A 21,888-nucleotide genomic window follows, 5' to 3' on the forward strand; every position below is an offset into this window, starting at 1 on the left:
TTTAACGGTCAGGGTTGGCACCCCCCGAGCCCCTCCCCAGTGTCTGAATCGCAGTATACTAATAGCCTGTCACCTTGTTCCGCGTCACGATAATCGGACGGATGAAATCATCCCCGGCACAGGCATCGACCTCTTGAGAATCTTCTGGCTCAATTGGACTTGAGAAGGTCTACGGACGGCTGGAGATTCGTTTGCGGGATTTGGGACTGATGAGGTAGGGGGCGCCAGGCTCTTTCACGGTTTGTGCACTCCTTGTTGCCATGGGGTTCCGCACCGTTACAGAGAGAATGGATTGACCGGGATTAAGATCTTCTGTCCAAAGTTCAGAGCATTTGGCCTTGTGTGCGGCCACCACAATCAGGGCATCCCAAAATGAAATCCGATTCAAGATGCTGGCATCGATAGCCTCCCGAACCATGGTTACGTCAACCGGCACGATCTCCATCGGGGGAAATGAATCAATGAGTTGTTTCGCCACCAGGGGATCCACCAGAAGTTTCCGGGTAACGGCGACATAAAATTCCTGCATCACCTGGGTTGAAATCACCCCTTGACCACTGTCGTGAACCTGTTTCAACAACGTCCTTGCCTGCTGAGATCGAACGGGGTCATGGATATCCACGGTGTACACCAGGATATTGGTATCGAGAAAAATTTTAGCCACGGTGCAGTTCCTCCCGACTCCAACGCTTCCCGCGGGAACTTCCTTTCGCCCGGTCAGCCACGGCAAAGAACTCGTCACACGCGCCCCTCGACTGCTCGCGTACCACAGTTTGTTGGAGCAGGCGGCGGATCAGACCATTCAGCGACGTATGGTGTTCCCGGGCATATAATCGGCCTGCTTCGAAAATGGTGTCATCCAAGGCAATTGTCACGTTTCGCATACATTTATCTCCACATAACCTGCGTCCACACTATATGTGTATTCTTCAAACGATGCAATTGTTTTCAAATCGCCACAGTATCATACGTTGCTAAACACGCATATTATTGACCCAACGCCTATTGGCTCGCCTGACTTTTGCCGGACTCTTTCTGCTCTGGCTCCTGTTCTTGAGGCGGAACTTCGGCTTCCACCATTGGCGAAACCGATGAAGGCGATGCCGGTGTTGGCTCTGACTCGGAAGGCGGTGCCACCTGGGATTCGGATTCAACAGCCGGAGGCGATGGCTCACTGGCGGGTGGCATCACAACGACGGGTTCCACCACCGGCAACACCGGCTCCAGATTTTGAGGAGGAACTTCAGCTGGCCGGTACCGGATGATCGGGCCGCAGACATATCCCATCGGTGCAGTTGTGAGCGACTATGATGGCAGCAACGTCCTGTTGAAAAGCGGGGAGCGGATTCCGGCACAAACGATGGTATGGGCGGCAGGCGTACGAGCGGAGCGTTAGTAACAAAGGAGGCGAAGTATGAACGCAAAAGTAGATCAGGATTTATGCATCGGGTGCGGTTTATGTGAGCAGATCTGTCCCGAGGTGTTCAAGATGGAAGGCGATAAAGCTGTCGCATCCGGCGCTGTGGTTCCCAAAGAAGTCGAGGGGTCGTGCAAAGAAGCAGCCGATGGGTGTCCCGTATCGGCGATCTTGATCGGCCCATAAGGAGAAACAGTATTGATCAGGGAGCGGCTGGCTGCCAGTTGATTTTAATACCACACACGCCAGAGAAACAGCCCTTCAGGCGGAGCGGTGGGCACACGGGCAGTCCGGACTTTAGATGCCAGGATCTCCTTCACTTCTTCCAGAGGAACAGCTCCTTCCCCTACCCGCAGGAGGAGTCCGGTCAGGCTACGCACCATTTTGTAGAGAAAGCCCTCGCTGGCCGCACGAATGATAATTTGTGAACCAACCCGTTTGACCGACAGGGAAAAAACTTCCCGAACCGTGCTTTCGACAATGCGATTGGGATTGGCCGTGAATGCGGCAAAGTCGTGCCTCCCTACCAGAACACTCGCGGCCGCCTGCATGGCTTTGACATCAAGGGGTCTCCGGATATAGACCGCATAATGCCGCCGGGTCGGATTCATGACCTTGGCATTCCAGATAAAATACCGGTATTCTTTTTTGACAGCACTGCGCCGGGCGTGAAAGTCGTGTTTGGCGCGGGCCACCTTAAGTATACGGATATCCTGTGAAAGCCTGGCGTTCATGCCATTCAATAGCTGCCAACATACCCATTTTTTTGAGAGATCAAAATGGGCCACCTGACCTTCGGCATGGACACCCTGATCGGTTCGCCCGCTACCGTGAACCTTGATGATTTCACCCGTCAGGTATTGCAGCACTTCTTCAATGCGTTGCTGCACCGTCATATGATTCGGCTGCACCTGCCAACCAGCATAGGCGCTCCCATCATAGGCAACCGTGATCCGATAACGGAAGGTTGGTGCTTTTGGCTTAAAGTGTTCGTCCATATACATGCAATATAACAAGTTATTGGTTACGCCACCACTCTTGACTTCGACTGCTCCAATCTGCACCATCTCAGCCATGGTTTTTGAGCTCAAAGTGAATAAGGTTCACGTTTTCGGCAACCTGGTGGCAGGCGGCAAGAACATGATTCCGATCATGATCGCCGCCGTGTTGCTGTCCGGTTTCCGGTCCGCCACCTTTTCCCTCGAACACCTGCAGGCAGGCGCCCCCCCTATTGCCAATACCCTTCTGATAGCCTGGTTAAACGGTTCTGTGCTGGGGCCCCTCCTGCTTCCCTGGCTGCCCGGGAACAGCCTGACGGCGAAGGGGTGGATGGCGGGCCTGTTGGGGTTACTATTTTTCCCGGCGTTTTGTTTCTTTCTCCATCTGGAACCCCTGGATGTTTTGATGGCGCTGCTTGTGATCCCTTCTGTTTCTTCAACAATCATGACGAAAACTCCCAACCCGATTCATCTGGCCTTGATGGCTTTAGCCACAGGGATCTGGATCACGGCAAGGTTTATATAATATGGCAAAATACAGTATTTCTTGTGGCGGAACCGGAGGCCATGTGTTTCCGGGAATGGCAACCGGTTTGGCACTTCAGAAAAACGGACACGAAGTGGCGCTCTGGTTGTCCGGTAAAGCGATTGAAGCCGCAACCCGGCACGCGTGGTCGGGGCAGGTTATCAACATTGATTCCGCCAAAATCTCATTCCATCCTCTCCGATTGCCCAAAACCATTCTGACGGTGGTCCGTGCGTTCCGCGCCAGCGTGAAGGCTCTCCGCACACAAAAGCCATCGGCACTGCTCGCTATGGGAAGCTACTCATCACTCGGCCCCGTTCTTGCCGCAAGTTATTTGAAAATTCCGGTTATCCTGCATGAGGCCAACGTCATTCCGGGGAAAGCCATATCTTTTCTTTCGCGGTTTGCCACGGCCATTGCCATTACCTTTCCTGAAACACGCAACTATCTCAAGCATAGGCATATCCATGAGACCGGTCTTCCGATTCGAAAGCAAATGGAAGAGGCCGCCGCAGTGCCAAGTGATCTACCTGCCCATTTCACAGTACTGACCATGGGGGGAAGTCAAGGTGCCCAGCACCTCAATGAGATGGTGCCCGTGGCACTGGGACTTCTGGGTGAAGCGAGGATTCCTGTCGAGGCCATTCATCTTGCCGGCGAGAAAGCAAAACCATCGGTTAGGGAGGCCTATCGCAAAGCTGGCGTCCCCGCAACCGTATATGGCTTCTGCTCTGATATGGTTTCGGTCTATCGAAAAACCAGCCTGGCGATTTCAAGATCCGGGGCTAACTCATGCCTCGAGCTCGCACTATTCGGGATCCCGGCCATTCTCATTCCCCTCCCCACTTCCGCCCGCGACCACCAAAAAGCCAACGCCAAAGCCATGATGGACGCCGGAGCAGCCATCATGCTGGAACAGTCCACACTCACCCCGGATTTGCTGGCAGAACACCTTCGTAAACTCGCCACCACCTCCGGCGAAATAAACAGAATGCGGGCACAGGCCAAAGCACGAGCCTCAACTGGTGCCGACCAATCCCTCGCAGATTTAATTGTGAAAGTCGGTAACAGTCGGTAAGGTAAAGGCGTTTTTTGACCAACTGTCGGGAGTGACTATGCGTATTGAAAATGGAACTGTTGCCAGCCATAACCCCATGGGCCCCTATTACCGGGTGCTCACTTTAAACTTGCCGGAACTAGCGAACTCGGCCCTTCCGGGACAGTTTGTTCATCTCCGCATAACGAGTTTACATGATGCGGTGTTAAGAAGACCATTTAGTATTTACAAGGTTGAGGAAAAACACCTTTCAATCCTCTATAAGTCGGTTGGGCGGGGTACGGTAACCATGCAGGCACTCAAAGAAGGTGATTCCGTCAGTATTGTCGGCCCACTGGGCAATGGGTTCCCGCTGACCCTTCAGCCCGGAACCACGCCGGTATTAATTGGCGGGGGCTATGGTGTGGCCCCCTTGTATTTTCTGGCACGACGCATGACTCGACGCGGCCTTCTGTTTGTGGGGGGCGCCAAGGCGGTGGATATTCTTCTCGCGGAGGACTTCAAGGCCCTCGGGTGGGATGTCCGTATTGCCACTGATGATGGATCATTGGGAGATAAAGGGCTGGTAACCGCTCCCCTGGACGCCTGGCTGAAAGCCGGCATGGGTTCGGTGCTCCCGGAATTCTATGCCTGCGGACCCAACGGCATGTTGAAGGCTGTCGGTGACCGCGCCATCAAAGGGAACCAGAAGGCCTGGCTCTCGCTTGATCGACATATGGGATGTGGCGTGGGTGCCTGCCTCGCCTGTGTGCAGAAGGTCCGCCTAAGTGGGCAGGAAACCCTGGCGCGGGTTTGCAAAGATGGCCCCATATTTGAATCGCGTGAGGTAATTTGGGATGACTAACATGAAACCGACTCTTGATATCAACCTCGCCGGCATCCGGATGAAAAATCCGGTGATGGTGGCTTCCGGCACTTTTGGGTATGGCCCGGAATATGCCGAACTTGTTGATTTGAACAAGCTTGGCGCGATCGTGGTCAAGGGCATCAGCCTGGAGCCCTGGGCGGGAAACAAAACCCCGCGGATGGTTGAAGTTTCCGGCGGCCTGATCAATGCCATCGGACTTCAGAACCCGGGAACCAAAGGGTTTACCGAGAAGTATATGCCGTTTCTTCGCAAGTATGATGTGCCCGTGATTGTCAATATCTGGGGCAAGACACTTGAAGAGTATATCGCTGTGGCGGAATGGTTCGAAAAGGTCGAGGGCGTTCATGCGCTGGAGATCAATATTTCCTGTCCCAACGTCAAGGCGGGCGGCAGTTCGTTTGGAGTCCATCTCGATTCCACCGCGCGCGTCGTCGCTGGCGTGCGTGCCAAAACAAAATTACCCATTATTCCCAAACTGGCGCCGAATGTCTCCGATATCGGAGCCTTTGCCAAAGTCTGCGAAGATAACGGTGCGGATGCCATTTCGTTAATCAACTCCTTCCCGGCCATGGCCATTGATATCGAGACACGAAAGCCGATTCTGGCCAATATTTCTGGGGGCCTGAGTGGTCCGGCCATTCATCCTATTGCCTTGAAACTGGTTTATGAGGCGGCCAAGGCCGTGAACATTCCTTTGATCGCCATTGGCGGCATTACGTCAGCTAAAGAAGCCATTGAATTTATGATCGCAGGCGCTTCCGCCGTGTCTGTGGGAACCGCAAATTTCATCGAACCCCGTACCTCGTTGCAAGTGGTAGAGGGAATTTCTGATTATCTCATCCGGCATAACATGACAAAAGTCCAGGATCTCGTCCGAAGTATCAAGTTATGAAAAATCCCCGCCAGATTGCCTTTTGGATGATTCTGATTGTAAGTGTTATTCTCAGCATCTGGTGGATATTCTACGTACCCTACCGGCCCGATCGGGTTTTTGATGCTATTCCTGCCGGTACGTCCTGGGTGAGCGTTCATCAAAATTTAGCGGGCGACTGGGATGCACTCGTGAATAACCCTTTACTCAGTCGTGTATTCAAGGCCGCAGAAACCAATGAGGGAGCCATGGCCGCACTTCGCACAAACGAAGTCGCACGAAAATGGATCACCAAACTCACCTCGGCCCAGACTGTGGTGGCCTACAGCCCGGCCATGGGCTCAATGCAGAAACCGGCACTGATCGCCGCCTCCTGGATTGGAACCCAAAGCCGCCTCCTGCGCTGGCAAATGGCTTGGATCAAAACCCGTGAGCTCACACCCGTTTATCTGGATAATGGGAATCTGACCATCTGGATGAGCCATGAGAAAATAGGGAAGTCCAACATGCGGCTTTCATTGGCATTGTCCGAAGGACTTATCCTGGCCTGTGTATCAGAAGACCCGATTGGCGTGCGCACACTTCTTGAATCGGCTGAGCATTATCCATACCGCCATACAGTCTCTGAATCAGGACGGCCCGCCCTGGTAGAAACAATGCTAGGCGGCTCACCCCACCATTGGGGCTGGTTTGAAGCCAGTCAGAATCCCTTGGCGTTTCAATTGGACATCAAGCCGGAAACTCTCAGTCTTGAGATGAGCGGAACCGGAAAACTCCCCCCTGCCCTCAACCTGAAGGAAGCGGAGGGAACCGGAAACGCCTTGAACCTTATCGGTAAAACTTCCGATTTTGCTGCACTTCTGCCATTGAGTTGGGCGTCTGAGTTCATTCCAGCAGAGCCTTCGTCACTTCTGCTCAAAACATTACGTGAACTGGCCGATACCACGGGGACCCCGACTAATGCCCTGGCTTTCGTAGCCCTTCTGGATCAGAACCACAACGGGCGGATTCGAGGGCCGATCAATAAGAATTTAAGAGGCCTGATAAAAGGGGTCAAGGCTCCGACGCTCCTGTTGGGTATGCAAATTCAGAGTGATGCGGAAGCCGACAAGCGCATCAATCAGGCATTGACGAAACTCAACAGTCAGTTCGGGATGGAGTTGACGGCCGGCCCGTTCGAGCCGGAAAGCGGCTTGCGGATCACATCGATTCTGGACTCCCAGAAAAGTTTTTACAGTGCCTTTGAACCGGAAGAGCGGGTTGTCTACGTGGTTCGCGGCAACTGGCTGATCATCGCCAGCAATGGTGCGATACTTAAAAGACTCCTGACTGAACAGAATAGTGAAGGCAGGAATGACTGGAAACTGGATCCTGCAGCCTTACCAGCAGCCAGCGCCTGGGCTAATTTGAATGGAATGGGGCAAACTCTTAAAAATGCGACGGGAGTCGCCAAGCTTGCAACCATGTTGGATTCATCCAACGGTTCTCAGGAAATTCGCGATAAGCTGGACCAGGCAGGAACTGCGGCTGCCGTACTTCGAGAATTGGGCCAAGCCAACTTGTCAGTCAATTCAGCCCCCACCGGATTCAAACTCAAGCTCGTCATTGGTGAACGCCAGTAAACGTTAAGCCTTTCGGCCCGGATTACCCAACAGCCCCTCCCCGTGCAGCCAATGCAGATATTGTGATCGTATTACTGATCGTTACGATGCGTACATACTGTTGACCCGAGCCATATATCACGGGTCTGGACTATGATGGGATACATGCTAAAATTCATACTGAAAATAACAAGAAAATGAATACCATGAAACTATTTGAGTCATTCAAGTTGGGGTCAGTAGAGTTGAAAAACCGCATCGTCATGGCTCCCATGACCCGCTCCCGAGCCGTTGGGAACTTGGCCAACACAATGGTAGCTGAATACTATTCCCAAAGAGCCGGCACCGGTTTGATAATAACAGAGGGAACCTCCCCGTCCCCCAACGGATTAGGGTATGCCCGCATTCCCGGGCTCTATTCGGTGGAGCAGACTGCTTCCTGGAATCAGGTAACCTGTGGAGTTCATGCTCAGGGCGGACGAATTTTCCTGCAGATGATGCACGGCGGACGGGTGGGCAATAAGCTTAACCTGCCACCGGGCGCAGCACTGTTGGCCCCCTCCACAGTGGCCGTGAAAGGGAAAATCTGGACGGATAGTCAAGGTGAACAGCCCTACGACATGCCCCGGGCGATGACCCCGGGCGATATCCAGAGGATCATTAATGAATACGTCCAGACCGCGCGTAATGCCCTTACTGCGGGCTTTGACGGTGTTGAAATTCATGGAGCCAACGGCTATCTGATCAACCAGTTTCTGGATCCAGCTTCTAATCAACGTAATGATGCCTATGGTCGTGACCACGCTGGTCGAAATCGTTTTGCCTGTGAGGTCGCGACGGAGATCATTGCGGCCATTGGGGCCGACCGGGTAGGCATCCGCCTCTCCCCTTACGGTATGTTCAACGATATGAGCGGGGCCTATGCGGGAATCGCCGGGCAGTATACTGAATTAGCCGCAGCGCTAGGCAAACTCGGTCTGGCCTACCTCCATCTCGTCGACCACTCGTCCATGGGTGCCCCGAAACCCGAGACCGCTACAGTCCAGGCCATGTGTCATGGTTTTCGTGCTGCGGGGGGCCGCATCATTCTATCCGGCGGCTATGACCGTGATCGGGCCGAAGCGGATTTACAAAGCGGGGCCGCAGACTTAGTGGCCTTTGGTCGCCCTTTCATTGCCAACCCGAATCTGGTCGAGCGACTCAAAACAGGCACTCCTCTGGCATCACCAGATATGTCGACATTCTATACTCCCGGCCCCAAGGGATATACTGATTATCCCGGTTAAGGAATCGACAGGGGTGAATCCAATCGGGGAACGAGTCATGAACAATATCAACGACAAACGAAGCAAACTCCTGCGTGACTTGCTTGCCTCTGGAACCGGGACCATTCATCTGGCCGGTATTTGCGGGGTGGGAATGGCGGGGCTTGCCGTGCTTCTCAAGGCCCGCGGCTTCCGGATAACGGGCTGTGATCTGATGCTGAATAAGCTGGCGGGCTGGCTCACTGAACGAGGGATTGATGTCAGTAATCAGCATTCTCCAGATCACATCACGCCCGAAGTCAACTGGGTCATCCGCAGTGCCGCTGTCTCCGAGGCTTCCGCAGAAATTCAGGCGGCGTTACAAAAGAACATCCCGATCTATAAACGGGGTGAAGTGTTGCCCGCTTTACTGGAACTATCAGAAACGTCCATTGCCATCGCGGGGACCCATGGCAAAACGACCACCTCAACCTTCACGGCCCAACTATTGGCGTCTGCTGGACGCCAGCCCTCATTCTGCATCGGCGGAGAAGTGGATCCCCTGGGGGGCGTCGCAGGTGCCGGTTCAGGCGACATCACCATCGCTGAAGCCGACGAGAGCGATGGTACCCTCGCCTTGTATCACCCGGACATCGCCGTCATTACCAACATTGATTTTGACCACATGGAACATTTCAGCGGCGTCACGGAATTTGAAGACTGCTTCCGGACATTTATTCAGCAGACCCAAAAATGCCTGATCTACTGCGCGGATGACGAGCGAGCCGCGAAACTCTGTGGCGAGCATGGGCACGGCATTTCATATGGGTTATCTCCCGCGGCCCAACTCCACGCGAAACACCTACAGGAACACACCACTTTCACATCCTTTCAGGTGTCATGGAGAAATCATGACCTTGGCGTTTTTACCGTACCCGCCCCCGGTCGGCATAATGTCCTGAATGCTCTGGCCAGCCTGGCCGTGGGACTCGAACTTGCATTAACTCCAGATCAACTTCGTCAGAGTCTGGCCAAAGTCGTTCTGCCCCGTCGACGCTTTGAGCGCATTATTGACCGCGATGATGTCGTCGTCGTCTCTGATTATGCCCACCACCCGGCTGAAATCACGGCCCTTGTCAGGGCCGCACACCGGCTTGGCCGCCCCCGTACCTTCGGAGTATTCCAGCCTCATCGTTACACCAGAACCCTGGCACTTGGCCCCGACTATCCCCTTGCCTTTGAAGGACTTGACGAAGTCGTGCTGTGTCCCGTTTATGCGGCTTCTGAAAAGCCACTCCCGGGCGGCTCGATTTGGGATCTCTATGCTCATTGCCGGAAGCGCCCCCACCTTCGCACCGTGGTTGCGACCTCCTTGCGGGACGCCTGGGAATATAGCCGAAATCAACTCAGAATAGGTGATCTCTTTCTCATCATCGGGGCGGGTGATGTAGACCGAATCGCCCGATGGGCGCAGGACGACTTGAAGCAAGTTCGTGTGGATGAACTGCATAGCCTGATTGGACGAGCTATCCGCCAGATTGATTTGTCGGCTACCATCGTAAAAGGAAATGAGCCCTTGGCGGGGCGCACGACACTCGGCGTAGGTGGACGGGCGGATCTTTGGATGGAGATTGGCACAGAACACGATCTTGAGAAAATTGCCATCTGGTGCAGCCAGGAAACCATCCCCCTGCAAATTCTCGGTGGCGGAAGCAATGTACTCGTAAGCGATCTGGGCGTCCGGGGGGTAGTCGCCAGACTTGTCGGCGAGCCATTCCGCCGGATTGAGGAACGCGGTGATCTGATTGTAGCCGGTGCTGGAACGCCCCTCGCACGTTTGGCCAGTTGGGCTGAGGAACACCAGAAAACCGGGCTCGAATTCCTAGAAGGCATTCCCGGCACAGTGGGCGGAGCCGTGGTGGGAAATGCCGGGGCCTGCGGCGGCTCAATCGCCAATGTGCTTGCCTGGGTTCGTATTTTGGATCGCGATAACCGGATATGCACCCTGACACGCGAAAATCTCGAATTTGGATACCGGTCCTGCCCGACTTTGCGCGGACAGATCGTGATTGATGCAGGGTTTCGGCTAAACCCCGGGAATTCAGATGCCATTCGCCGGAAACATGAAGAATTAGCAGCGCACCGCGTCTGGGCGAAGGGCCTGCGATCAGCCGGCTCCATATTTAAGAATCCGCCTGGTAATTTCGCAGGAAAGATTATTGAACAGTCGGGATTTAAGGGTTTCACCGTGGGCGGAGCGAGCGTTTCCCTTCATCATGCCAATGTCATCGTAACGCAGTCTGGCGCCACCGCCTCGGATGTGCTGGCCGTGTTGGAAATTATTCGTGAAGTTATCCAGCGAACTCAAGGGGTTCGGTTGGAAACTGAAATCAAAATTATGGAATAAAAGGCTTTTAATGCAGTCCTTTAGAAAAGATGATAACCTGTAAATGTTTCAATAATAGGGAGAGCTTATGACAATCAATGAACTGTCGCGTGATGAAAAACTGGCGTTGGTAGCGCTGACCGAAGTCGCGGTCATCAGTGATCGGGACATCACCGATAACGAGGTCGCACAAGTTGAATCCATTGTGGACGAGATTGGAGAAGATCTCTTCCAGGAATTGGCAGAGGAAGCTGAGAGCCGTTTTTCGGAACGCACCGCGCTGAAAACGTTTCTCACGACCATAACCGATAACGATGCCCGTGAATTGATTTACGGTACGGTGCTCAGCGAAAGTCTGGCCAACACCATCCCTCACGAACAGGCTCAGTTTATGGACTGGCTGGCGATCACATGGAAGCTTCACGTCGATGTTGAGAAAGGTGTGTAGGTTCTGAAAGCACGTGACACCATGGATGCGCTGGCCAGCGGGCTGGCCGTCTTAGTTGATGCCTTCGCGATTTTCGGTGGTTTCCTGGTGGCCATCTGGTTGCGATTCAATAGTGGACTGATCGCCGTAGACAGCATGCCCCCACGCCTGATGTTTATGTACGGTTGGGGTGCTGGCATTGCTACCATCATCTTCCTCTTTATCTTCCGCTCACTCGAACTCTATATTCGCCCCCAGCAGGGACGGTTCCCCGGGAGAATTCCCAGACTCATCAGGGCAATCGGGTTGGGGATACTGATCACCACGGCACTTGCCTTTGCCATACGCCCGGATGATTTCCCTCCCTTCTCCCGTTTGACCATCGCCCTAGCCGCTGGCTTTGTTCTTCTGCTTGTCTTAATCGAGCGCTGGTTGCTGTTCCGGTTGGAGCTTTTTATCGCGCGGCGCGGGACAAACCAAAAACGCATCCTGATCATCGGCACGGACACTGTGGCCGCCCATCTCAAGCGTGGACTGGAGTCCGATCCCCGGCTTCGCTCAACGGTAATAGGTTTTATCGAAACCAATACAGGTGCAGCGGTTCCTGAAATTTCTCCCAACCAGATTTGCGGGCAACTTGAGAAACTGGATGAGATTCTCGACACGCATCCGGCCGACCAGATTATTCTCTCCGACAGCACCATCGGGCATCAGCGCATTTTGGAGATTATCCTGGCGGCTGAACGCAACATGATCACGTTCAATATGGTGCCAGATATCTTCCGGATTATGACCGGCAGCATGGATATGCAAACCGTTGATGACATTCCCTTACTTGGGGTTAGTCGTTGGCCGCTGGACACCTTCTGGAACCAGATGCTAAAACGGTGCGAAGATATCTGCGGAGCCCTCTTGGGGCTTCTTTTTCTGGCTCCGTTATTTGGCATTCTCGCCATGCTGATCAGGCGGTCCTCGCCGGGCCCTGTTTTTTACCGGCAGAAACGGTGTGGCGAAAATGGCAAAGAATTCACCATCTACAAATTCCGCACCATGCAGAGCGATGCCGAAAAAGAGACTGGCCCCGTTTGGGCGGTGGAAAATGATCCCCGTCGAACGGCATTGGGCTCTTTCCTCCGTCGCACAAACATTGATGAACTCCCTCAACTCTGGAATGTGCTTCGGGGCGATATGAGTCTGATCGGACCCCGTCCTGAACGCCCCCATTTTGTTGAAAAGTTCAAGGACGATATTGATCGTTACATCTGGCGGCATGCCTCCAAACCGGGCATGACAGGATGGGCACAAGTCAATGGCCTGCGCGGCAATACCAGCATTGCCGAACGCATCAAATATGACCTCTATTACCTTGAGAATTGGTCGCTTTCCCTGGATTTCAAGATTTTACTCCGGACCTTCTCCGCTCAGAAAAACGCATATTGATTTTTGAAGACCTGTTTCCTGACTAAATTTATTGACACCAACGCAGGGGATTGATACCTATAACGCTCCTTTTTAGAGCACCCGTGGTGAAATTGGCAGACACGTAAGATTCAGGTTCTTATGCCGAAAGGTGTGGGGGTTCAAATCCCTCCGGGTGCACCATCCTTCGCTCGGCACCTATGGCTTGAGTTACGGATGGTCGACGGTCTTCGACTGAATCGATTTCCCTTTCACCCTTCTGTATTCATGCTATCATAATGAATTGGAAACCCATGGGGGCGACTGGTTTCGACGTGTTGGTTGAAGCCTCAGTGGCGCGCCGAGGACTCCGGTTGGCCTCGTTAATCATCTCCGGAAAAAACATAAAAGCGAACACAGAGTACGCTCTCGCGGCTTAATTGACTGCGACGTCTCGCCGCCAACACCTGCTAGGCGGAGTGAGACGACTACAGCAGGTTAGTTCAGAAACTGTGTGACCGGGTCTCTGGGCGAAACTTAACGTGGACGCTGGTTATGATGGTGGCCTGACGATCGGCAGCCGTCATAATGAGATTTATTGATCGGATACGCGCGTAGAAGCTGTGGTGACTCCAGTGCGGACGGGAGTTCGATTCTCCCCGCCTCCACCAACTTTCGCAAAAGGCGAAGGTTGTCCGCCGGAGCCCCTGTATGTTCAGGGAAAAGGCGGAATCTCGAAAAAAACCGCGTTTTTAGTCTCCTGATGGTAAGCTTGTCTATATTTTGTTCTATGCAATATTGATAACATTGAAAGTGATCTGACCCCATGAGCCCCAAATCCAAACGAATCCACCTGATTGAAAAAGACCACAAAAACCGCCTGACGATGGTGGCTGAGAAGCTTTGGGAGACAGGTCTTTGGAACATCCCTGAGCCCATGGCCAAAAAGCTTCTCGAGGGCTCCCTGCTCCTTCATGAGAAACCCAAGTCCCCCTCCTTCTTCGGCGGCATCATCGTCAATTACCGTATCCAGGCAGAGGGCCGGATGAAGGGACTGGTTACGTTCACCTTTGAGTATGATGCCGGTCACCGTGGAGTCATGGCTGATGCAGGGGGCTGGAGCAAGGATATGAAGATTGTTGTGAAGTCCTGATCCGGTGCCTCTGATAATCGGGGCAAAACATGAAGCACATGAAACCATTGTGGACAGCTCTCTCGAAGAGGTTGGAATGAGGGGATGACGCCCATGGAGTCCGTTATCAGCCACCTGCCCCCAGATCGCGGGACATTAAGGCAGCGATGCGGGCAGCAAAAACTGCCGGATTATCCACTTTAGACCCTTCGGCCACATGCGCAAGGTCGCGCAGTAATTCAACACTTTCGCCCAACTTCGGGTTTTCTTTGTCGGCTTCATACATTGACTGCACCGCTTTAACAACCGGATGGGCCGGATTCAGCTCCAGCACGCGCTGCATTGGAGGCACAGGCTGCCCCATGCGGCGCATCATGGCTTCAATGTGCGGGCTCATGCTGTACTCGTCTCCAACCAAACAGGCCGGACTTTCCTTTAACCGGGAGGTAAGGCGAACTTCTTTCACGCCAGCCAGCTTTTCACCGATAAATCCAAGAAAACCTTCAAACTTTTTCTTTTCGTCCTTCAGTGCATCCGCATTACCAAGGTCACCTTTATTGGCCGCTTTAAACTTTTTACCTTTGTATTCGCCCAGTTGCGGCAACACGAATTCGTCGATCGGATCAAGCATGAAGAGGACTTCCTGTCCGCCAGCCTTGAAGCCTTCCAGAAAGGGAGAATTTTCGGCTATGCCGCGATGTTCAGCCGCGAGGTAGATGATCTCTTTCTGTTCTTCTTTCATGTTTCCGACATAGTCAGCCAGCGAGCGCATTTTACCTGCTTCAGTGGCGGTCGATTCAAACAGCAACAAATCAGCAATTTTCTCGCGGTTTTCAAAGTCGTTTTGCAACCCCTCTTTCAACAGGGAGCCGAACTCGGCATAGAAACTCAGATACTTGTCATAGCGCTGCAACTTCATGTCGCCTAATGTTTTAAGAATCCGCGAGGCCAGATTCTTGCGGATTTTATCCAGCTGCGGGTTTTCCTGCAGAATTTCGCGCGACACGTTCAGCGGCAGATCGGCGGCATCCACTACGCCTTTCACAAATCGCAGGTAGGACGGCAGCAGGTTTTCAAATTCGTTGCTGATAAAGACCCGCTGAACATACAGATTCAGTCGGGCCTTGGGGTCAGTGTTCATCATGTCGAACGGCTTTTTCTCAGGAATAAAAAGCAGTGCTTTGAACTCAATGGCTCCTTCGGCGCTGTAATGGATCACTTCCGCCGGATCAGTGAAGTCGTGAGAGATGTGCTTGTAAAACTCGTTATATTCTTCCGCCGTGACGTCGGTCTTCGACCGTAGCCAGATCGCTTTGCGAGTGTTGACTGTTTCTTCGCCCATCACCACCGGATGCTCCACAAAGTCTGAGAATTTTTTGACCAGCGAACGAATCCTGTATTCTTCGAGGTATTCCGCCGCATCGTCCTTGAGATGCAGCGTCACCACGGTGCCGCGTTTTTCACGGGTTCCTTCGGATACCGTGAACGAGCCCGTTCCTTCGGAGGCCCAGCAAACAGCCGGTGCGCCGTGCATGCGGGATTCGACCGTGACGCGATCGGCCACCATAAAGGAGGAATAAAACCCGACGCCGAACTGACCGATGAGCTCCGGATTATCCTTGCCTCCGGACTCCTTGAGCTGCGCCAGAAAAGCTTTGGTACCCGAATGCGCAATAGTGCCCAGATTCCGGATCAGCGAGGCCTCATCCATTCCGATGCCGTTGTCGGAAACCGTCAACGTTTTCGCCTCCTTATCAACCGCAATCGAAATCTTCCAGTCACTGTCACCATCAAGCAGGCTGGTGTCCGTCAGCGCTTCAAATCGAACCTTATCGATGGCGTCGCAGGCATTACTGATCAGTTCGCGCAGGAACACCTCACGATGGGAATAGAGCGAATGGGTGATCAGATGCAGCAGTTGCGAAAGCTCGGTTTTAAATTCCATGGTCTTTTCAGTCATTTACATATCTCCTTCTCAAAAATGGGTTAAAATAACAGCCCAGTAGAATAGGGAAAACCAACAAAAAATCCAACACTTCTTGCAGGGATGAAAAACTATAGGGCATGCCCTGTCAAAAAAAGTGTGGTGTCATTTGGAGTATCATTTACGGCGCGTGGGATCGCGGCGGGCACAATTACGGTCTTTGTCCCCCACACCACTGTCGGAGTGACCACTTTCAACTTGGTACCTGGCAGTCCATCTACCTCGCGGAGTTCGACGGCCCCCGCCGCCGGGAAGTGTGGATTGAATACTTCGGTTAGTTCCAGATGCCCGGAGTGTTTCCACAACTTCGAATATTCGCTCTACCGCTAGACGATCATCGAAGGAACACCCGTCAGCGCGAGGCTCTGTTTGCCGGGAGTTCTATCTTATTAATTTCGGACAGCACCGTCCGTAACAACATCGACTGAGGGCGATTCACCCGGTCAACCATCGCAAGATACTCTAAGGATGAATTCGCCTTCCAATTAGAAGCCGTCAAATCTGCATCCTTTCGCTTCGCACAAAAGCCCAGAGGCGTAATTGACCAACTATGCCTCATTCTGGAACTGTATTCCGGGATGGGACAAGCCATTATCTGAGTATTTCCCGTCTTTTCATAAACCAGTATCTGCCCCCATACTTTTTCATCCACATTAATCATTAAAGGCACCAACGTCATAGAGCATAGAGTCGGGATTAGCCACCACTTACCAGGGGCCTCTACACTGGTTGTTAAATCCACAACACAACGATACTTGGGGGAAATCCCCCGCCCCTGAGTTAAAGCATATTCATGACACAAGCTTTCAAATAAATTGGTTTCGAGATTCTGCGCAAAAAAAGTGCCAAACACCTTCCCCGTTGCACAGCTCTTAGCAGAGTGAATACGAACCTCTGAAATCAGTAGATCAGCTTTTTCCCACGTGACAACCGCTGGCGGTCGCGGGTGAATCCGATAAGAAGTAGACGCACACCCGGTTAGCCCTAACATCAACCCAATCGAAATTGAACGAATGATCTTCATAATATTCTTCCGCGTTTACCGTATTGTTTTCCACTGGGTCTTCACTTTCACACATCAATTCACCCATTGTGAAAACGTTTCCCCTTCTCCGAAGACAACCTTTTGTCCGTCCTCTTAAACCTATAATTTAGCTAATAACCATTATATTGCAAATTATTTTAACTATCTCCCTGGCCTGATCGTCACTGGCGGCAGGGTGTAGGTTGCATCTGTGTAGATCAGAATAGCAACGGTATGACTTGCGTCGATGAGGTGCAACCCTATCGTAACGCCGCTCAGTATAGCCCGAAACCAAAGTATAAGAGGCAGAGTTGTATCGGGCTATTTCTTAAGATTGCGACTCTCATAATCGAGACCCGACGCATCCATGAGAATGCCACCGCTGATCTTGATAATTACCTGACACTTCGCCGATAAATATCGACAATATTAAGATGAGGATGTAAGGAGTTTGTCAAACCCCGCCCCCACCCCGTTTAGGCACGCGGCATGCTTAATAAATAAGGTGACCTGAGGTTGGTTGTAATTCAGGACGGCGTCTCAGACGTCATCAAGTTCTGACTCAACTGACCGACTGGGGGACCAGGTAGCAGGTAAATGCTGACCAAACGACCGCGGACCGAAACCCCGCGGTTGTTTTTTAGGTATCGGGCAGTTCATCTGGTTGGACTACATCAGACGGGACTTAATCGCCAGTGGCGGACTTCGATGACTGATCGAGGAGGATGGACTGCGGGGAATGACCTCGAATCCATCCATATTTGAGAAGGCCATTGTGGATAGCCACGATTACGATGAAAACATAAGAACGATGGCGCTCAATGGAAAGGGGGCTAAGGAAATCTATGAGGCCCTCACCCATCCCGAACACCTTATATTGCTGGAAGCGTGGCTGCGGAGTTACCGTCCGGATGAGCTTTTCGATTAGCAGGGTCATTTGAAACCGGAACTGGCCGAACTGGCGCCAAAGGGTGAAAGGCGCATAGGCGCAAACCCACACGCGAACGGCGGCTTGCTGCTCCGAGACCTGATCATGCCGGACTTTCGCAAATATGCGGTAGACGCTCCTTTGCCAGGCTCCGTTCAGGCTGCCGATAACCCTACCACATCAAAACATGGCCATTGGAAGAATTAAAAAACCATTCCTACATCAACCAGCGTTTCCGGATCAAACGATGGGACGCGAAACATGCCAGTAAGCCGATGGCCACGAGGCTGATCCACGACTGTATATAAAAAACAAGCCCGCTGTCCTCAAGGAGCATCGCCCGGATCGGTTCATAAAAATGGTATGAAGGAACCAGTGGGGCAATTCCTCTTAATTCTTGCGACATGTCAGACAGCGCTGCGGGCAGCAATAGCGGCAGATAACAGAGGACACCCAGCGTTCTGGCGCTGGCCTGGTTACGGCACAGGAGTCCAAGACAGATCCCTAGAGCGCCGAAACAGAAACCGCCGGTGCACAGCATCACAAGATAATTCACTCCATACACGTAAAAGAACTCACCATCCATCCACTGAAGCGCCACGATGGCTGTCAGCATCAAGACGACTCCATAAGCCAGCTTGGATGCCAACCATTCAATTTCACGAACAGGCGTTTGCATCCACCCCAAAAGCAGTTGTTTTTCTTTTTCTTCGGCAACCTGGGACGGCAACACAATAAAACTGACGAGCAGGACCATCATCAGAATCCATGTAGGCAGGGTCTGTCGTTGAAGTGAGCTTGTCTGGAGCGACTTTACAGCTGCGATCCAGCCGGGGCCTTTACCTTCGGCGGAAATTTGCAGGGCGGCCAGTTGTTGCATCATGATCAAAGTTTCGGCGGAGGCCTGTTTAACCACTGTCAATTGAAGGCGCGAGGCATCACCAACGTCAGGCGTAAGGATTCCATCCATCACACGCTCGTTGAGCAATTTTATTGCCGCCTCATGATTAGAAACCCAGCGGACGGCAAACAGGTTCGGGACTGACTTGATGCTTGCGAGAAAGACAGGCCTATAGGACTCGGTTTGAAGTAATGCAATGTTCAGCGGGGCAAACCGCGCTCCGGGTGGATCAACCAGTGTTAACGTCGCGTACACAAAGAGAGGAATGCAAACAACAAGATAGATGGTCTTGCTTTTAAAAGCGACGGCCAGGTCATGCATGAGCAGCGTGATAACGGTGCGAATCATACGTATAACGTCTGGTAAAAGGCGGATTGAAAATACGCGTCGGGGGCTCCATCGAAGGCGACAACCCCCTCGTGCAGAACAAGAATGCGCGTGGCAAGGGATTTGATTTCCTCCGGGCGGTGCGATGTAAAAAGGATCGTCTTCCCCAGTGCGTGAATACGGTGGATCAGACGATAGATATCCTTGGTCGTTTCAAAATCCAGCGCGGAGGTGGGTTCATCCAGAAGCAAAATGGGCGGATCCGCCAGAAGTGAACGGCCGATGCTGACCCGCTGTTTCAGGCCCTTCGACAAAGTCCGCACAGGACTACGGCGAAAGGGTATGAGCTTAAATTCCCGCAGGGTGTCTTCAACACGTGAAGCCGGCACCACGAAAAGACGGGCAAAGAGCATTAGATTGTAATCAACCGAAAAGGCGTCATGAAGATTGGGACTCTCAGGGACAAATCCAATCATCCGGATAAGTGCAAGTCGATCCCGGAGATTGACGCCTTGCACCGAAACATGCCCCCCATCCGGATTCAGCCAGTTTGCCAAAAGCTTGAGCAAAGTCGATTTACCAGCTCCGTTATGCCCGACAATCGCTATCAACTCACCCTGTGCCACACTGAAACTCGCCCCCAGCAACCCCCGATTACCGGGGTAGACTTTCGAGAGCTGACGGATATCCAAATACACGTCTTGTATTGCTTGGGCGGATACCATGTCGCCTTTTTTAGACCAATTTGGCAATAACAATGACGAGAATAACTACAACTAATACACCTATGATAAATCCCATAAATACTCCTCCAAGAATCCAATTCTTGCTTTTGTTATTGCGGGAGATTCTCCCCCTTTGTTCAGATACGTTTCGACCTTTTCTTTTTAGTAAACCACCTCGTTCCTTATTTAAGACAGTATAAACGATGAACAGGGCGCGCAAAATAGGGTGTAACCCTACCCTAAATTAACATTAGGGCTTCTGCTTGAAGCCAATGCTGCGCGTCGCGTCCCTGCGGACAGTTTTCCGCCTGATAAATCGCGTAAGCCTTTCGGGCCACCTCATCATGCGACGGTTTTGTCTTGATTGCCTCTTGGATGTTGTTCGCAGGTGACGCCTTCGGCTGTCCGCTGGCCGTTTCCCCATTCTTCGAGGAGTTTGAGTGATGTCTATGTGTATTTATCATGACGGTAAGTTATACTTGATCAGCAATGGGAGCTATGGGGTATATCCCTATAGCACGAGATAACTCTGACGACTGTCACTCAGATGATGATGCTGGCCAATCCGACGGCCCACCGGGGCCGAATCCGAAGACTGCGCTCCGGATTGCGCACAAAACGGCGGGCGGGATGGTTAGAATAGATTGACGTGCCATGACATGATGCGGTGAAACCACGGTTTACGAATTGTGATGGCTGCACCTGCGTGTCGGATTTGAGGTTTTAGGCGTACTTATCGATCCTTACGCCTTTTGCAGAATATGCCAATAAAACGGTATAATACCCAATGTCTACGGCACTTTTAATGGAGCCAGCTATCGGACTTGAACCGATGACCTGCTGATTACAAATCAAACGGACCTTTTTACTTTTTGCCAATATAATAAAGATTTATATTGATTTGGATACATTATGGAAACATAATTGCACCCATAAATGAAACCATGAGTCCAATACGGACGATCGATGAAGGGTAGGCAATTATGGCGCGGAAACAGAAAATAAAGCGGGAACGTGGTGCCAACTGGGAACCGAAAATACGGGAACGGAAAGGGCGCGGAACTTGGCTGGTGGATCTCGGCACCAAGTTCAATCCTCGTTTCATCTACTGCCAAAATAAAGAAGAAGCCCAAAACAAGGCCACCGAAAAAAGAAATGAATTCATTGCGCGCCTAGTCGGCCAGAAACAAGCCGAGAAAGAGAAGGCCGCATTCAATTGGTTTAACTTGGAGAACGCCCAGCAAAATCACCTCGCAACCGCTTTTTCAACAGTGAACGGTGATACGGCAAAAATTCTCCGGGCTTTGCGGTTCTATGAGAAGCACACATCCACTGCCGATGCTTCCCGGAAGTTGGCTGACGTGAACAAGGAGTACATAGCCGCCAAGGATGCATCAGGGAAGCGCCCCCGTACAATTAGGGACGCCAAGGGCAAACTAGCTGCCTTTGACAAGGTTTTCGGGATGCAAAGCATATCTGAAATCAGCACAGCCGATGTTGAAGGCTGGTTAAATGATCAGAAATTCACACCCAGCACACGAAATGCCTATCGCGTGGCACTATCCGGGCTATTCAATCACGCGGTCAAGCGGCGATACACGGAACACAATCCCGCCGCCGCAATCGAGGTCACTGTGGTGGATCAGGGATTGCCGGTCATCCACACCGTTGAACAAGTGAGTGCGATGCTTAATACCGCCGCCAAACTGGATACTCAAAAGAAGCGATCAAAGCTTGTCCCCTATCTGGCAATCGGATACTTCGCGGGGCTTCGTCCCGAAAACGAATTGGTCAACCTGGACTGGAAGGATATCGATTTTGAGGCTAAAACAATTCGCGTTTCCCCCGCAACCGCCAAGAAACGACGGCAACGTTACGTAGACATGACGGATAACCTTGTTGCATGGTTGACGCCGTATGCGTTGAAATCCGGAAAGATCGGATATTCCCGCCGGCTATTTCGTGAGGTAAGGGAAGATTCAAAGGTCGATTGGTCAAAGGACGTGATGCGCCATTCATTGTTATTTCCCGCAAATAGCGCGTAGTGCCGTCGGGTTCTGGGCCGGAGTGAGGC

The 21,888-nt window shown here is 52.3% G+C and carries 20 protein-coding genes, 1 tRNA gene, 1 other RNA gene and 1 pseudogene; 15 read left to right on the top strand and 8 right to left on the bottom strand.

Annotated elements, in window-relative coordinates; genetic code table 11:
• Window positions 1–169: 169 nt before the first annotated feature.
• The 3 genes from WCI03_12215 to WCI03_12225 form a co-directional block, all read right to left on the bottom strand.
• A complete protein-coding gene (locus WCI03_12215; protein ID MEI8140618.1) occupies window positions 170–664 on the bottom strand; it encodes a PIN domain-containing protein in 495 nt (164 codons plus the stop codon).
• The gene (locus WCI03_12220) at window positions 657–884 is read right to left on the bottom strand and encodes a hypothetical protein (protein ID MEI8140619.1); all 228 of its coding nucleotides are present in this window, start codon (window positions 882–884) and stop codon (window positions 657–659) included. Before WCI03_12220 ends, WCI03_12215 begins: the two co-directional genes overlap by 8 nt.
• 118 nt (window positions 885–1,002) lie before the next feature.
• Window positions 1,003–1,287: a hypothetical protein gene (locus WCI03_12225; protein ID MEI8140620.1), complete on the bottom strand. Its 285-nt coding sequence runs from the start codon at window positions 1,285–1,287 to the stop codon at window positions 1,003–1,005.
• Between the two features lie 127 nt (window positions 1,288–1,414).
• On the opposite strand from WCI03_12225, the gene WCI03_12230 reads away from it, so the two are divergent.
• Window positions 1,415–1,603, top strand: a complete 189-nt coding sequence (locus WCI03_12230) for a ferredoxin (protein ID MEI8140621.1) — start codon at window positions 1,415–1,417, stop codon at window positions 1,601–1,603.
• A 44-nt stretch (window positions 1,604–1,647) separates the two neighbouring features.
• On the opposite strand, the gene truA is transcribed toward WCI03_12230, so the two are convergent.
• Window positions 1,648–2,493 (bottom strand): tRNA pseudouridine(38-40) synthase TruA, encoded by an 846-nt coding sequence (truA, locus tag WCI03_12235; protein MEI8140622.1) that lies wholly within the window; start codon window positions 2,491–2,493, stop codon window positions 1,648–1,650.
• Here truA and WCI03_12240 point away from each other — a divergent pair.
• The 12 genes from WCI03_12240 (at window position 2,492) to WCI03_12295 (ending at window position 13,946) form a co-directional block, all read left to right on the top strand.
• Window positions 2,492–2,941: a hypothetical protein gene (locus WCI03_12240; GenBank protein MEI8140623.1), complete on the top strand. Its 450-nt coding sequence runs from the start codon at window positions 2,492–2,494 to the stop codon at window positions 2,939–2,941. The two genes, truA and WCI03_12240, sit on opposite strands and share 2 nt — an antisense overlap.
• 1 nt (window position 2,942) lies before the next feature.
• Entirely contained in the window at window positions 2,943–4,019 is a 1,077-nt protein-coding gene (locus tag WCI03_12245; protein ID MEI8140624.1) for a UDP-N-acetylglucosamine--N-acetylmuramyl-(pentapeptide) pyrophosphoryl-undecaprenol N-acetylglucosamine transferase, read from the top strand.
• Window positions 4,020–4,056: 37 nt separating this feature from the next.
• Window positions 4,057–4,842 (top strand): dihydroorotate dehydrogenase electron transfer subunit, encoded by a 786-nt coding sequence (locus WCI03_12250; GenBank protein MEI8140625.1) that lies wholly within the window; start codon window positions 4,057–4,059, stop codon window positions 4,840–4,842.
• Between the two features lies 1 nt (window position 4,843).
• On the top strand, window positions 4,844–5,758 hold the full coding sequence (locus WCI03_12255) for a dihydroorotate dehydrogenase (GenBank protein MEI8140626.1): 915 nt from the start codon (window positions 4,844–4,846) through the stop codon (window positions 5,756–5,758).
• The gene (locus tag WCI03_12260; protein ID MEI8140627.1) at window positions 5,755–7,359 is read left to right on the top strand and encodes a hypothetical protein; all 1,605 of its coding nucleotides are present in this window, start codon (window positions 5,755–5,757) and stop codon (window positions 7,357–7,359) included. The genes WCI03_12255 and WCI03_12260 overlap by 4 nt, the downstream gene beginning before the upstream one ends.
• Before the next feature lie 176 nt (window positions 7,360–7,535).
• Complete coding sequence (locus WCI03_12265) at window positions 7,536–8,624, top strand: alkene reductase (GenBank protein ID MEI8140628.1); 1,089 nt, start codon at window positions 7,536–7,538, stop codon at window positions 8,622–8,624.
• A 37-nt stretch (window positions 8,625–8,661) separates the two neighbouring features.
• The gene (gene murC / locus WCI03_12270) at window positions 8,662–10,989 is read left to right on the top strand and encodes a UDP-N-acetylmuramate--L-alanine ligase (protein ID MEI8140629.1); all 2,328 of its coding nucleotides are present in this window, start codon (window positions 8,662–8,664) and stop codon (window positions 10,987–10,989) included.
• A 67-nt stretch (window positions 10,990–11,056) separates the two neighbouring features.
• Complete coding sequence (locus tag WCI03_12275; protein ID MEI8140630.1) at window positions 11,057–11,416, top strand: hypothetical protein; 360 nt, start codon at window positions 11,057–11,059, stop codon at window positions 11,414–11,416.
• 21 nt (window positions 11,417–11,437) lie between these two features.
• On the top strand, window positions 11,438–12,835 hold the full coding sequence (locus WCI03_12280) for an undecaprenyl-phosphate glucose phosphotransferase (GenBank protein ID MEI8140631.1): 1,398 nt from the start codon (window positions 11,438–11,440) through the stop codon (window positions 12,833–12,835).
• A gap of 77 nt (window positions 12,836–12,912) precedes the next feature.
• Window positions 12,913–12,997 (top strand) — tRNA-Leu (locus WCI03_12285).
• A 112-nt stretch (window positions 12,998–13,109) separates the two neighbouring features.
• Window positions 13,110–13,464: a transfer-messenger RNA gene (gene ssrA / locus WCI03_12290) on the top strand.
• A 155-nt stretch (window positions 13,465–13,619) separates the two neighbouring features.
• Entirely contained in the window at window positions 13,620–13,946 is a 327-nt protein-coding gene (locus WCI03_12295; protein MEI8140632.1) for a hypothetical protein, read from the top strand.
• 106 nt (window positions 13,947–14,052) lie between these two features.
• Here WCI03_12295 and htpG read toward each other — a convergent pair whose 3' ends face one another.
• Window positions 14,053–15,885, bottom strand: a complete 1,833-nt coding sequence (htpG, locus tag WCI03_12300; protein ID MEI8140633.1) for a molecular chaperone HtpG — start codon at window positions 15,883–15,885, stop codon at window positions 14,053–14,055.
• Window positions 15,886–16,261: 376 nt separating this feature from the next.
• Window positions 16,262–16,933 (bottom strand): hypothetical protein, encoded by a 672-nt coding sequence (locus WCI03_12305; GenBank protein ID MEI8140634.1) that lies wholly within the window; start codon window positions 16,931–16,933, stop codon window positions 16,262–16,264.
• Between the two features lie 715 nt (window positions 16,934–17,648).
• On the opposite strand from WCI03_12305, the pseudogene WCI03_12310 reads away from it, so the two are divergent.
• Window positions 17,649–18,029 (top strand): annotated as a pseudogene (locus WCI03_12310) (transaldolase family protein).
• Window positions 18,030–18,078: 49 nt separating this feature from the next.
• Here the strand turns inward: WCI03_12310 and WCI03_12315 are convergent.
• Window positions 18,079–19,110, bottom strand: coding sequence for an ABC transporter permease (locus WCI03_12315; protein MEI8140635.1), 1,032 nt, complete (start codon window positions 19,108–19,110; stop codon window positions 18,079–18,081).
• Window positions 19,107–19,814 carry an ABC transporter ATP-binding protein gene (locus WCI03_12320; GenBank protein MEI8140636.1) on the bottom strand — a complete coding sequence of 236 codons (708 nt, stop codon included), beginning with the start codon at window positions 19,812–19,814 and terminating at the stop codon, window positions 19,107–19,109. The genes WCI03_12315 and WCI03_12320 overlap by 4 nt, the downstream gene beginning before the upstream one ends.
• 983 nt (window positions 19,815–20,797) lie before the next feature.
• Between WCI03_12320 and WCI03_12325 the strand changes: the two genes are divergently transcribed.
• Window positions 20,798–21,859, top strand: coding sequence for a tyrosine-type recombinase/integrase (locus tag WCI03_12325; GenBank protein MEI8140637.1), 1,062 nt, complete (start codon window positions 20,798–20,800; stop codon window positions 21,857–21,859).
• Window positions 21,860–21,888: the final 29 nt, after the last annotated feature.

The organism is bacterium, assembly GCA_037143175.1.
Taxonomy (GTDB): Bacteria; Verrucomicrobiota; Kiritimatiellia; order CAIKKV01; family CAITUY01; genus JAABPW01.

Coding starts and splice junctions, on each gene's coding strand:
- WCI03_12280 (MEI8140631.1), top strand. CDS start 11,438: ATGGATGCGCTGGCCAGCGGGCTGGCCGTCTTAGTTGATGCCTTCGCG.
- WCI03_12245 (MEI8140624.1), top strand. CDS start 2,943: ATGGCAAAATACAGTATTTCTTGTGGCGGAACCGGAGGCCATGTGTTT.
- WCI03_12240 (MEI8140623.1), top strand. CDS start 2,492: ATGGTTTTTGAGCTCAAAGTGAATAAGGTTCACGTTTTCGGCAACCTG.
- WCI03_12295 (MEI8140632.1), top strand. CDS start 13,620: ATGAGCCCCAAATCCAAACGAATCCACCTGATTGAAAAAGACCACAAA.
- truA (MEI8140622.1), bottom strand. CDS start 2,493: ATGGCTGAGATGGTGCAGATTGGAGCAGTCGAAGTCAAGAGTGGTGGC.
- WCI03_12265 (MEI8140628.1), top strand. CDS start 7,536: ATGAATACCATGAAACTATTTGAGTCATTCAAGTTGGGGTCAGTAGAG.
- WCI03_12220 (MEI8140619.1), bottom strand. CDS start 884: ATGCGAAACGTGACAATTGCCTTGGATGACACCATTTTCGAAGCAGGC.
- WCI03_12315 (MEI8140635.1), bottom strand. CDS start 19,110: ATGATTCGCACCGTTATCACGCTGCTCATGCATGACCTGGCCGTCGCT.
- WCI03_12275 (MEI8140630.1), top strand. CDS start 11,057: ATGACAATCAATGAACTGTCGCGTGATGAAAAACTGGCGTTGGTAGCG.
- WCI03_12320 (MEI8140636.1), bottom strand. CDS start 19,814: ATGGTATCCGCCCAAGCAATACAAGACGTGTATTTGGATATCCGTCAG.
- htpG (MEI8140633.1), bottom strand. CDS start 15,885: ATGACTGAAAAGACCATGGAATTTAAAACCGAGCTTTCGCAACTGCTG.
- WCI03_12225 (MEI8140620.1), bottom strand. CDS start 1,287: ATGGGATATGTCTGCGGCCCGATCATCCGGTACCGGCCAGCTGAAGTT.
- WCI03_12255 (MEI8140626.1), top strand. CDS start 4,844: ATGAAACCGACTCTTGATATCAACCTCGCCGGCATCCGGATGAAAAAT.
- murC (MEI8140629.1), top strand. CDS start 8,662: ATGAACAATATCAACGACAAACGAAGCAAACTCCTGCGTGACTTGCTT.
- WCI03_12325 (MEI8140637.1), top strand. CDS start 20,798: ATGGCGCGGAAACAGAAAATAAAGCGGGAACGTGGTGCCAACTGGGAA.
- WCI03_12305 (MEI8140634.1), bottom strand. CDS start 16,933: ATGAAGATCATTCGTTCAATTTCGATTGGGTTGATGTTAGGGCTAACC.
- WCI03_12230 (MEI8140621.1), top strand. CDS start 1,415: ATGAACGCAAAAGTAGATCAGGATTTATGCATCGGGTGCGGTTTATGT.
- WCI03_12260 (MEI8140627.1), top strand. CDS start 5,755: ATGAAAAATCCCCGCCAGATTGCCTTTTGGATGATTCTGATTGTAAGT.
- WCI03_12250 (MEI8140625.1), top strand. CDS start 4,057: ATGCGTATTGAAAATGGAACTGTTGCCAGCCATAACCCCATGGGCCCC.